Here is a 12116-nt window from a genome sequence, read left to right as displayed (position 1 = left end):
GCCCACCGGTACGGCGCCGACCCCCGGTGGCCGGAGACGGCCTCGGGGCCGGCCGGCGGTGGCCGGGGACAGCCCCGGGGACGACCGCCAGTGACCGGGGACAGCCCCGGGACCGGCCGGCAGTCGCCGGGCCCACCCGGCGGTGGGCCCACCGGTACGGCTCCGACCCCCGGTGGCCGGAGACAGCCCCGGACGACCGCCAGTGACCGGGGACAGCCCCGGGACCGGCCGGCGGTGGCCGGGGACAGCCCCGGACGACCGCCAGTGACCGGGGACAGCCCCGGGGCCGGCCGGCAGTCGCCGGGCCCACCCGACGGTGGGCCCACCGGTACGGCGCCGACCCCCGGTGGCCGGAGACAGCCCCGGACGACCGCCAGTGGCCGGGGACAGCCCCGGCAGCGCCGCCGTCAGCCGACCCGCAGCGCCTCGGCCCGGCGGTCGGCGCAGGACCGGGTGGCCTTCGGTAACTGGGCGTGCGCCACGTCCCGGATCACCGGGTGCGCGAAGGCGTAGCCCGTGCCGTCGCGGTCGCGCACCAGCAGGTCCCGCCGGGTCAGGTCGTCCAGGCAGCCCCGTACCACCTCCACGGTGTGGCAGCCCAGCGCGGCCACGGTGTCCGGCACGATGGGCCCGGACACCAGCGTGGCCTCCTTCAGGATCTCCTTCTCATCCGGCGCCAGGCGGTCGAGGGTCGCGGCGACCACCCGGTAGATCCGGGCCGGCAGCCGGCCCTCCGGAGCACCGTCCGGCTCGTGCAGCCGCTGCCGGGCGAACTCGATGGCGAACATGGGGTTGCCGCCGATCCGGTCGAACAGCTCCGGGGTCAGCCCGGCGCCGTCCCCCCCGTCCTCGCGCCGCAGCACCGACCCCCACAGCTCCCGGACCGCGTCGTCGGTCAGCCGGTCCAGCGTGATGGTGGTGGATGCCTGGGAGCACAGACGGCGGGCGAGCTGCGGCCGGGCCGTGGAGATCAACAGCAGCGGGATGGCGGCGACCCGCCCGGCGAGCAGGCCGAGGAACCGCGACAGGTCGTCGTCGGCCGCGTGCAGGTCCTCCACCACCAGCACCACTGGGAGTTCCCCGGCGATCCGGACGAGCAGGTCGACGACGGCGGCGTGCAGCACGCCGGTGTCCGGCCCGCCGCGCGCCCGGCCGCCCGGGGCGAACAGCGGAAGCAGGTCGCGGGTCAGTGACCGGGCCGCCGGTTCCTCGCCGAGCAGTCCGCTCACCGCGGCGGTCACCTTGGCCTCGGCCTCCTCGGGCGTGCAGCCGTGGGCCAGTCCGGCCCAGGAGGCGACCAGTCCGGCGAGCGGGTCGGCGGTGGCGGTCCGCAGGCCGTGCACCGTGCCGGTCCGCAGCACCCGGGCCCGGTCGGGGCCGCGCCGGATCAGCCGGGCGAGCTCCAGCACCAGACGGCTCTTGCCCATGCCCGCCTCGCCGACCAGGGTCAGGATCCGCCCGCGCCCACGCCGCACCACCTGGTCGAAGTGCTCCTGGAGGATCATCAGATCGTGGTCCCGGTCGACCAGCGGCGGCCGCGGGATGTCGACCGGACACGGGGGGTCGCCGCGCAGCCCGGTCGCGTGCCACAACGGCGGGCCGGCCGGCGAGGAGTACGGGGCGAGGTCGTGGATGAGGTCGGCGCCCCCACTGCGCCGGGTCGCCTCGCAGATCCACACCGAGTCCGGCGGCAGCGACCAGACCCGGCGCAGGCAGATGTCGATCGCCGGGCTCACCACCTCCGGCGCCGCGCCGTGCGTCTTGATCAGGACCTCTTCGGTGTTGACCGACAGGCGGACGGTGGCCGGCCGGGGGCCGGCGTCCTCCCGGGCGGCGAAGCGGTCGCGTACCGCCAGCCCGGTGCGGACCGCGGCCAGCATGTCGTGTTCACCGGTGCGCGGGACGCCGAACACCGCCTGGACCGCGGAGCCGGTGCAGCACACGACGGTGCCCCCGGCGTTCTCCACCTCGGTGCGGACCGCGGCGGCCAGGTCGGCGAGCAGGTCGTCCACGTCCTCCGGGTCCACTTCGGGGCCGAGGTCGAACGACGTGGTGAGGATGGAGACGAGCTTGCGCTCCCCGGTCGAGGCGGCCGGTCTGGGGGACGGCGCGGCCTCTTCGGCCCCGGCCCGGTGGGCGGTCGGCTCCCGGTCGGGGACGGTCTCGACGGCCGGTGCCGGGCGGGCGTGCGCGGCGCCGGGGAGGGTCAGCCGCAGCTCGGGTTCGGCGGCCGGGCGCAGGGACACGTCCTGGGCGAGGATGCGGGACTCCAGCTCGCGCAGCTCCCGGGTGGGTTCCAGGGCGAGGTCGTCCATCAGCACCTTGCGGGTCCGGTGGTAGGCGCGCAGCGCGTCGACCTGTCTGCCGCAGCGGTACAGCGCGATCATCAACAGCCGGCAGGCGCGCTCCCGGTGCGGCTCGGCGGTGACCAGCTGGTCGAGTTCCGCCACGTGCTGGTGGTGGCGGCCGGCGGCGATCTCCGCCTCCAGGTAGTCCTCCAGGGTGGTCAGCCGCTCCTCCTGGAGGGCGGCCAGCCGGGGCCAGGTGATGCCGGTGTCGGTCAGGTCCTCCAGCACCGGGCCCCGCCACAGGTCGAGCGCCTCGCGCAGGGTCCGGGTGGCCTCGGCGCGCCGGCCGTCGGCCAGCGCCTGGCGGCCGGCCCTGGTCAGTCGTTCGAAACGGAGCAGGTCGACCATGCTCTCGTCGACCCGCAGAAGGTAACCCGGTGAGTGGGTCAACAACGCGCAGGACGGGGCGAGGTCGTGTTCGGCGAGCACGCTCCGGAACCACGACACTGTGTTCTGGAGCATCTTGCGCGCGGTCGAGGGAGCTCCCTGGGGCCAGATCACTTTGATCATCTGACTGGTGGCGACCACGTCGTTCGCATGCACCAGCAGGTAGCCCAGAACCGCGCGCTTCTTGGGGCCGCCCATCGGCAGTATGGCACCGTCCCTGACCACCTGGAGCGGGCCGAGAACGTTGAATCGGACATCGGTCCTGGGTTTCGGCATCGCACGGAGTCGCCGGTCCTGCCGCCTTTCGAGCATCACCTGAATCCCCTATCGGAGCGCCATCAAGACAACATCGCTCGCCGCGGACGAGAGTCGGGGCGTCGGTAAGCGGGCTTGCGTGACCCAGGGGTCGGCAGTGCTACAGCAGAGCCCACACGGGCCGATCAGGCGGGTTTCCCGGGCTGAACCTGCGCGTACGCGGAATCTGTCGATATCACTTGCAGCCCTCCACGGACTTCGGCATCAGACGCTACGCCGATCTTAAGTCGAACGTTTTAGAGAAATCACTAAAGCCGAAGGGATAGGCGAGGCTCTTGATAGATGGATTGTTGGCCAAAAACAATCTGTACGCCAGGATATTTTACCCGCACTTGGCATGGCGGAGTGCTCAACTACCACTTGTTTTACGCGCGTCGGCGATACCCGCTTCCGGGGCCGGAACCGGCGGAATTCTCAGGAGTCTTCGAGAGGATTTCACGATCGGGCGAACTCGTCCCGCACGGCTTCGATCTCGACGGTGCGGGTACCACGACGAGCGAGTTGCAGCGTGAGGGCTACGGCGGAGAGGAGCGAGACGAAGACGCTGTAGCCGATGACGACGGTGCGCAGTCCGAGCGTGGGGGTGAGCAGCCCGGCGAGAAGGCAGGGCGCGCCGAAGGCGAAATAACTGATCAGATAGACGGTCGACAGCAGGCCGGCCCGGTCGGCTTCCGGCGCTTCGGCGAGGATGAGCCGCAGCCCGCCTTGGAAACCGCCGCCGAAACCGATCCCGCCGACGATGTTGCCGAGGAACATGAGCCAGAGCTGCCCGGTCTGAACGGCGGCGAGGATGAGCAGGGGGCCGATGACGAGTGCGATGGCACCCGCGATCATGACGTGCCGGGCGTCCAGGCGCTGCCCGGCCATGCCGGTGAGGGCGCCGACCCCGGTGACGCAGGCGATCGCCAGGCCGCCGACGACCGCCTGTGGGGCGTCGAAGATGCCCCGTACGAGGGTGGCGCCCATGCCGAGATAGAGGCCGGCGAGTGCCCAGGAGGCGAGCATGCAGCCGAGCACGGCGAAGAACACCGGACGCACCGGGGCCGGGAGACTGAGGGTGGGCCGCAGGGAGGCCAGCGCACCGGGGCGGCGGGGGTGGCGCTCCGGGAGGAAGAAGGCCAGCACGCCGAGCACGATGACCGCGACCGACAGCACCACGAAGACGAGCCGGGTGGGGTCCGGCTCGAACTGGACGAACACACCGCCCAGCAGTGACCCCACCGCCAGGCCGACCGGCGGCAGCGCGCCGTTCAGCGTGGCGGCGAGCCGGCCGCCATGGGGCGGGGCGAAGTCCAGCAGGGCGGCGCCGAGGGCACCGATCCCGAGCGCCATCGCCGCCCCTTGGAGGGTCCGCGCCACCAGCACCGCGCCGACGCCTCCGGCGAGGACGAGGATCACGAGGGCTATCAGCGCGAGCAGCGCGGCAGCGAGTATCACCGGCCGGCGACCGGTGTGGTCCGACAGCGAACCGGCCGTGATGAGGACGATCAGCAGGCCCACCACGTATATCGCGAACATCAGGCTCAGCACGCCCGGCCCCAGTGACCATTCGGCCTGGTAGAGCGGGTAGACCGGCGAGGGCGCGGCGACCGTCGCGGTCAGCGTCACCAAGGTCACGGCCGAGAGGGCGAAGCCGTAGGCATGACGCCGTCGGCTCCTTGTCGCGCCAGGGTTCACAGCCTCTGCCGTCGCTTCCGCCATCTCCGCCGTCGCTCCATTCCGTGTGCTCCTGGCCGCCTCGTAAATGTACACCGTGAACAGATAACGGCTTCTGCGGTGCCAGGCCGGCGGACGTGGGCGGCCCCAGGGCAGCAGCGGAGCCCGGTCCGTGCGGGTGTGTGATGCCGCTAGGCGCGTGGTGAGGCGCCGGCTCCCGCGAGGGCCACGTCGACGACGGACCGGGCGAAGTCCTCGGTGAGCGTCCCGGTGAGTCCGGGCATGAGAAGACGGTTGTAACAGGCGCCCCACATCATGTCGACCATGACCGTCACGTCGATGTCGGCGGGGATCTCGCCGCGGTCCCTCGCGGCGCTCAAGATGCCCAGGACGGCGTGGCGACGGGGCGCGAAGTAGCGTTCCCGGATCGCCTCGGCGAGGTCGGCGTCGATCTGTGCGGCGCCCAGCAGTTGCGCGAAGGCGGGACCGGCCGGCTTGCTCGCCAGGAGCCGGGCGAAGGTCCCGAGGACCTCGTGCAGATCGCGGCGGACGTCGCCGGTGTCGTGGAGGGCGAGGTCGTTGTGGAAGGTGTCCGTGAAGGCGTCGAGGGCGAGCGCGCCGCGCGAGGGCCAGTGCTTGTGGACGGTGACCCGGCTGACCCCGGCGCGGCGGGCGACGCATTCGATGGTGAAGCCGGCGATCCCGGCCTCGAACAGCGTCTGGGCCGCCGCCCGCAACACGGCCTGCCGCACCTCCTCGAACGGGCGCCGGCCACGCCTCACCGAGGTCCGTGTGGGCACGGCACCGGGGCGGTTCGCGGGAGCACTCATCGTGGGGATGGTACTCCCGCGGGCCGGGAGGGGTACGGGGGCGCGGTCGACGCGGCCACGCGCCCGTACCGGCCGTCTCGCCGTCCGGCTCAGGTGACGGTGGTGGCCCCGGTGAGGACGGCGAAGCCGATGTAGGCGAGGGAGACGGGGACGCCCCAGCGCAGGGCGTGCTTCTGGAAGTCGCCGAGTTCGGCCTTGACCAGTCCGAGCAGGACCCACAGGGGTGCGCTGGTGGGGCCCATCATGTGGAGGATCTGGCCGATGGCGCCGGCCCTGGCGATTTCGTTGGCGTCGATGCCGTAGTGGGCGGCGGATTCGGCGAGAACGGGGACGACGCCGAACCAGTAGCCGTCGTTGGACATGAAGAAGCCGAGCGGCAGGGCGAGGACGGCGGTGAACACCGGGATGAGGTTGCCCATGGAGTCGGGGACGACGGCCAGGGCGGCATCCGCCATGGCCTTGATCATGCCGGAGTCGGTCATGATGCCGGTGAACACACCGGCGGCCAGGACGAGGATCATCACGGGGACGGCGTTGGCGGCCTGACGCTTGATGAGTTCCTGCTGGTCGCCGATGGTGCGGATGTTGATGAGCAGGGCGATGACGAACGCGACCATGAACAGCACGAGGAGATCGGCGACCTCCAGGACGAGCAGCACCATCAGCAGCACGGTGAGGGCGGCGTTGCACCACATCCGCCAGTCCGCCCGCACCGGCTCGAACGCTTCTCCCGAGGCGATGTCGAGCCGGTAGGCGGCGAGCTTCTCGGCGTCGATCTTGTGCCGCTCGCGCAGGCCGAGCCAGTAGGCGGTGGCCATGATGGCCAGGCTGGTGAGCGCCATGGGGGCGATCATGTGGACGAAGTACTCGGTGGCGCTCAGGTGCAGCACGCTGATGCCGCGGGTGGCGGCTCCGCCCCAGGGGGTGGTGCCGGAGATCGTACCCAGCGCCATCGCGGAGAGGGTGGCGAGGATGAGGGGGTTCATCCCCAGGCGCCGGTAGATGGGCAGGAACGCGGAGCAGACGATCATGTAGCTGGTGGTGCCGTCACCGTCCAGCGCGACGCACAGGGCCAGGACCGCGGTACCGACGCAGATGCGGACCGGATCGCCCTTGGAGGCACGGACGATGGCCTGGCAGACGGGCTCGAAGAGCTTGCACTCCATCATCAGGCCGAAGTAGAGGACCGCGAACAGCAGCAGCGCCGCGGTGGGCGCGACGGTGTCCAGACCGTTCATGATCATGTCGCCGAGCTTGGCGCCCTTGCCCGCGATCACGGCGGCTGCGATCGGGGTCAGCATGATGGCGGTGAACGCGGAGAGGTGTTTCCGCATCACGAGCAGCATGAAGCTGCCCAGGGTGGCGAAGCCGAGGACGGCGAGCATCGTTGCTCCTAGGGGCAGGGCGGAGGGGCCGCCACGGTCGTGCGGCTTTCTGTACGGCGGTCCGGGCGGGCGCACGGTCGCGGCGGGCAGTGGCCCGCTTCCGACGTCGGGAGTGCGCTTGTCGGGCTGGGGCTTCCGGCGGCGGCTGTACGGGAAGGGAGGGCGGCTCGCCGAGCTTCCGGCAGACCGGTTAACCGGATTGCCGGTAGGTAACTAGAATCCAGCCATCACGTCAATACCGGTGTGAGGGATTCACCGCGTAAAACGCGGAACCCCCACCGGGGACGGACGGCCGGAAACGCGATACTTCCAGCCTCGCCACATCTGGTTGACCGGTTAACCGGATGCTTCTACAGTGGCGGCACGGCACCACAGAGAACGTTGCCGCCCCCACCTCGGGCCTTCTCCCCCGTGCTTTCGCGGCGCGTCACCGCGCCGGCCGGAGCGGGCCCGCGGTCGGGACCCTTCCCGGTCCCCGCCTACCGGAAGAGGAAAGAACCCGGTGATCGAACCCCATCCCCTGGTCGCCATGATCCACGCCGTGCCCGCCGCGACCCGCATCGCCCAGGAGGCGTTCACACGGGAGTTCCCGCAGGCCACCCTGTGGAACGTGCTGGACGACCGCCTGCTGGACGAGGCCCGCGAGGCCGACGGCCTCACCGACGCGCTGCGCCGGCGCATGCTCCGCCTGATCGGGCACGTGATGGACGGCGGCGCCCAGGGCCTGTTGCTGACCTGCTCCTCCTACGGGGAGGTCGTGGACACCGCCCGCGCGCTGTGGAACGTGCCCGTCCTGAAGTCCGACGAGGCGATGTTCAAGGCCGCCCTGGCCGGTCCGTACCGGCGCATCGCCGTCGTCGCCTCCACCCCGCCCGCCGTCCCGGCCGCCGTGGCCCAGCTCGAAGCGCTGATCCCGGTGGCACGGCCGGACCGTCCGGTCGACCTCGTGACCGCGCTGAGCGAGGAGGCGGCCGTCGCCGCCGACGCCGCGTCCACCGCCCGCCACCTGGCGAACGCCCTGGACGCGGCCGGGGGCTCGGGCGCCGACGCGGTGCTCCTGGCGCAGTACTCACTGACCCCGGTGCGCGACGCGCTCGCCGACCTGGTGGGCGTGCCGGTGCTGGACGGTGCGGGCGCCGCCGCCCGGGAACTGCGCGGCCTGCTCACCTCCGGCGCGGGACAGCCGGCCGCCACCGCGGCGGTCGCACCGTGACGGCGCGGCTGCCCTGGCCCCTGGCCTACACCGTCTCCGGCGACGACTGCGCCGCGCCCATGCCGCTCGGATTCGGCGCGCCCCTGGCCGAAGCGGTCCGCCGGCTGGCCGAACTCGGCTATGACGGAGTGGAGGTGCAGGTCCGTGACACCACCGCACGCGATGCCCACGCCCTGGCCCGGACCGTCGAGACGGCCGGTCTGGCGGTCCTGGGCATCGGCACCGGACCGGTCGCGGCCCAGGACCGGCTGACGCTGACCGACCCGTCGCCGGACGTACGCCGGCACGCCCTGCACCGTCTGCTGGGCGCGGCCCGCCTCGCCGGGGAACTCGGGGTGCCGGTCACGCTCGGCCAGACCCGCGGCACCTTCCTGCCGGGGCTGGCGGACACGCAGCGCACCTGGGCCGAACGCGCCGTGGCGCAGCTGGCCGAGGAGGCCGCCGCCCGCGGCAGCCGGCTGCTGCTGGAGCCCCAGTCGCGCGCCAACACCTCGCTGTGGCACACCCCCGACGAGGCCCGCGCCGTCATCGGCTCGTTCGACGCCCCGGCCGGGCTGGTGCTGGACACCCACCATCTCGACGCCGAAGGCGTCGATACCGTCCGGGCCGTCGCCGAGCACGCCCCCGTCACCGGCTGCCTCCAGCTCGCGGCGCCCTCGACGCGGGGTCCGCTGACCCTCCGCGACCCCCGGCTCCCGGCCCTGCTGAACGCGCTGCGCACCGGCGGTTTCACCGGCTGGCTGACGCTGGAGCACACCCAGGACGGCGACAGCCCCAGGGCCGCCGCCCGCTCCTGGACCGCGCTCGCCGATGCCGCGGCCGCGCTGTCCTGATCCGTCCCTCCCGACCGCCCACCCCCTGTTCTGAGAGGAACCCGCACCATGAGCACCACGACCTACCGCCTCGGCGTCCTCGAAGGCGACGGCATCGGCCCCGAGATCGTCCCGTCCTCCGTGGAGATCACCACCGCCGCCGCCCAGGCCGTCGGCGTCTCCGTCGACTGGGTGACCCTGCCGCTCGCCGCCACCGCCATCGAGACCCACGGCACCCCGGTCCCCGAGGAGACCAAGGACGCCCTGGCCGGTCTGGACGGCTGGTACCTCGGCCCGCACGACTCCGTGTCCTACCCCGAGCCGCACAAGTCCGCGCTCAATCCGTCGGGCACCCTGCGCAAGCACTTCCAGCTCTTCGCCAACATCCGCCCCGCCAAGAGCTTCCCCGGTGCCGAGGCCGTCTGCGACAACGCCGACCTCGTCATCGTCCGGGAGAACACCGAGGGCTTCTACGCCGACCGCAACACCTTCGCCGGCACCGGCGAGTTCATGCCCACCCGCGATACGGCGATCATGATGGGCATCATCACCCGCGAGGCCACCGAGCGGGTCGCCCGCGTCGCCTTCGACCTGGCCCGCTCCCGCCGCAAGAAGCTCACCATCGTCCACAAGGCCAACGTCCTCAAGCTCACCACCGGCCTGTTCCGCACCGTCTGCCAGGAAGTCGCCGAGGACTACCCGGACGTGGCGGTCGACGACTTCCACATCGACGCCATGACCGTCCACCTGGTGCGCCGCGCCCAGGACTTCGACGTCATCGTCACCGAGAACATGTTCGGCGACATCCTCTCCGACCTGGCCGGCGAGATCTCCGGCTCGCTCGGCACCGCCCCCTCCATCAACGCCTCCGCGACCACCGCCATGGCCCAGGCGTCCCACGGCTCCGCCCCCGACATCGCCGGGCAGAACATCGCCAACCCGGTCGCCATGATCCTCTCCGGCGCGATGCTCTTCGAGTGGCTCGCCGCCCAGCACAGTGACGGGAAGCTCGCCACCGTCGCCAGGCTCATCGAGAGCGGCGTGGCCCACGCCATCGCCTCCGGCACCTCCACCCGCGACCTCGGCGGCTCCGCCTCCACCACCGAGTTCACCGCCGCCGTCATCAAGGCCATCACCGCCGGCGCCGGCCAGAACTGACCCACCCGCTCCGGGGCGGGCCGACTCCGCCGCCCGCCCCGGACCGCACGCTCCCCCGCACGCCCGAGGAGAAGATCCCCGACCATGACCCTGCGCATCGGCTGCATAGCCGACGACTTCACCGGCGGCACCGATGTCGCCGCCGCCTTCCGGCGGGCCGGCCTGCGCACCGCCCTGGTCTTCGGCACCCCGGACACCACCATCGCGCTGCCCGATGACTGCGACGCCGCCGTCATCGCCCTCAAGTCCCGCTCCGCGCCCGCCGGCGAGGCCGTCGCCGGCTCCCTCGCCGCCCAGCGCTGGCTGTGGACCAAGGGCGCGGCACAGATCTACGTCAAGTACTGCTCCACCTTCGACTCCACCCCCAAGGGCAACATCGGCCCGGTCACCGACGCCCTCATGGAGACCGCCGGGTCGAGCGTCACCCTGCACTGTCCGGCCTCCCCGCCCAACGGCCGCACCGTCTACCAGGGGCATCTGTTCGTCCACGACCAGTTGCTGTCCGACTCGCCGCTGCGCCACCACCCCCTGAACCCCATGACGGACTCCGCCCTGGTGCGCCTGCTGTCCGCGCAGACCCGCCATGCGGTGGCCCTGATCGACTGGGTCACCGTGCGGGAGGGGGTCGAGGCCGTGCGCGAGGCGCTGGTGGCACACCAGCACGCCGGCGTCCGGCACGTCATCGCCGACGCCCTGACCGATGACGACCTCGCCGTGCTCGGTGCCGCCGCGCTCGAACTGCCGGTCGTCGCCGGGGCAGCGGGCCTGGCCGAAGGGCTCGGGCACGCCTGCCCCGGCACCGGCCCGGCCGCCACCGAGCCACTGCCCCGCGCGGGCCGTGCCGCCGTCCTGGCCGGCAGCTGTTCCGCTCGCACCCTGGAGCAGATCGCCCAGTTCTACGCCGCCGGCCTGCCCTCCCGCCACCTCGACGTCCTCGCCGCCGCCACCGGCCGCGACGTCACCGGCGAGGCACTGGCCTGGTACGACGAGCAGGATCCCGGCCTGCCCGTGCTGATCCATGCCTCCGCGTCGCCGGAGGAACTCGCCGCCGTACAGGCCCAGTTGGGGGTTGCCGAGGCCGCCGCGCAGGTGGAGGAGTTGCTCGGCACCCTCGCCTCGCACCTCGTCGAGCGCGGCGTACGCCGACTCCTCGTCGCAGGCGGCGAGAGCTCGGGCGCCGTCACCACGGCCCTCGGCGTCCGCGCCGTCCTGGTCGGTGCCGAGGCCGACCCCGGCGTGCCCTGGACCTACGCCACCACCGAGGCCGGTGACCTCGCCCTGATGCTCAAGTCCGGCAACTTCGGCGCCCCCGACCTGTTCACCCGCGCCCTGCCCAGCACGGCCGAGGAGGCCACGTGACCACCTACCCGGACGCATCGGCGGCCCGCGCGCTGATCGTACGCACCGCCCGCTCCCTGTTCAGCCGCGGCCTGACGCACGGCTCCACCGGCAACCTCTCCGTCCGCCTCGCCGACGGCAGCCTCCTGCTCACCCCCACCGGTTCCAGCCTCGGCACCGTCGAGGAAGCCGAGCTCTCCCGCACCGACCTGAACGGCACGCACCTCGACGGTCCCCGGCCCACCAAGGAGGCGTTCCTGCACGCCGCCTTCTACCGGGCCCGGCCCACCGCCCACGCGGTCGTGCACCTGCACTCCACCCACGCCGCCGCCGTCTCCTGCCTGGCCGACGTGCACCCCGACGACGTCCTGCCACCGCTGACCGCGTACTACGCCATGCGCGTCGGAACCCTTCCGCTGCTCCCCTACCACGCCCCCGGCGACAGCGGCCTGGAACCGCTCGCCGAGCGGACGGCCCGCACCCACCACGCCGTCCTCCTCGCCAACCACGGTCCCGTCATCGCCGGCACCACCCTGGAACAAGCCGCCGACGCGATCGAGGAACTCGAGGAAACCGCCAGACTCCACCTCCTCCTGCGAGGACACACCACCCGCCCCCTCACCCCCGAACAGGCCGCCGCGCTGGCGCCCCCGTCCCCCTGACGGCCCCATGAC

9 protein-coding genes are annotated in these 12116 nt (G+C 72.5%); 5 read left to right on the top strand and 4 right to left on the bottom strand.

Annotated elements, in window-relative coordinates; genetic code table 11:
* Positions 1 to 407 precede the first annotated feature (407 nt).
* From N6H00_RS34830 to N6H00_RS34815, 4 genes are all read right to left on the bottom strand, one after another.
* On the bottom strand, positions 408 to 3011 hold the full coding sequence (locus N6H00_RS34830) for a BTAD domain-containing putative transcriptional regulator (RefSeq protein ID WP_268975833.1): 2604 nt from the start codon (positions 3009 to 3011) through the stop codon (positions 408 to 410).
* 474 nt (positions 3012 to 3485) lie between these two features.
* Positions 3486 to 4751, bottom strand: a complete 1266-nt coding sequence (locus tag N6H00_RS34825) for an MFS transporter (RefSeq protein WP_329618587.1) — start codon at positions 4749 to 4751, stop codon at positions 3486 to 3488.
* A 146-nt stretch (positions 4752 to 4897) separates the two neighbouring features.
* Positions 4898 to 5536, bottom strand: coding sequence for a TetR/AcrR family transcriptional regulator (locus N6H00_RS34820; protein ID WP_268975831.1), 639 nt, complete (start codon positions 5534 to 5536; stop codon positions 4898 to 4900).
* 89 nt (positions 5537 to 5625) lie between these two features.
* Entirely contained in the window at positions 5626 to 6921 is a 1296-nt protein-coding gene (locus N6H00_RS34815) for a CitMHS family transporter (protein WP_268975829.1), read from the bottom strand.
* Positions 6922 to 7423: 502 nt separating this feature from the next.
* Between N6H00_RS34815 and N6H00_RS34810 the strand changes: the two genes are divergently transcribed.
* From N6H00_RS34810 to otnC, 5 genes are all read left to right on the top strand, one after another.
* Entirely contained in the window at positions 7424 to 8134 is a 711-nt protein-coding gene (locus tag N6H00_RS34810; RefSeq protein WP_268975828.1) for an aspartate/glutamate racemase family protein, read from the top strand.
* Positions 8131 to 8967 carry a sugar phosphate isomerase/epimerase family protein gene (locus N6H00_RS34805; RefSeq protein ID WP_268975827.1) on the top strand — a complete coding sequence of 279 codons (837 nt, stop codon included), beginning with the start codon at positions 8131 to 8133 and terminating at the stop codon, positions 8965 to 8967. The genes N6H00_RS34810 and N6H00_RS34805 overlap by 4 nt, the downstream gene beginning before the upstream one ends.
* Before the next feature lie 48 nt (positions 8968 to 9015).
* On the top strand, positions 9016 to 10104 hold the full coding sequence (locus N6H00_RS34800; protein ID WP_268975826.1) for an isocitrate/isopropylmalate dehydrogenase family protein: 1089 nt from the start codon (positions 9016 to 9018) through the stop codon (positions 10102 to 10104).
* 84 nt (positions 10105 to 10188) lie between these two features.
* Positions 10189 to 11463, top strand: coding sequence for a 3-oxo-tetronate kinase (otnK, locus tag N6H00_RS34795; RefSeq protein ID WP_268975825.1), 1275 nt, complete (start codon positions 10189 to 10191; stop codon positions 11461 to 11463).
* Positions 11460 to 12104 carry a 3-oxo-tetronate 4-phosphate decarboxylase gene (gene otnC, locus N6H00_RS34790; RefSeq protein ID WP_268975824.1) on the top strand — a complete coding sequence of 215 codons (645 nt, stop codon included), beginning with the start codon at positions 11460 to 11462 and terminating at the stop codon, positions 12102 to 12104. Before otnK ends, otnC begins: the two co-directional genes overlap by 4 nt.
* Positions 12105 to 12116 lie beyond the last annotated feature (12 nt).

It is taken from the genome of Streptomyces sp. S465, from assembly GCF_026898115.1.
GTDB classification, from domain to species: domain Bacteria; phylum Actinomycetota; class Actinomycetes; order Streptomycetales; family Streptomycetaceae; genus Streptomyces; species Streptomyces luomodiensis.
This window is presented reverse-complemented; position numbering and strand designations above follow the sequence as displayed.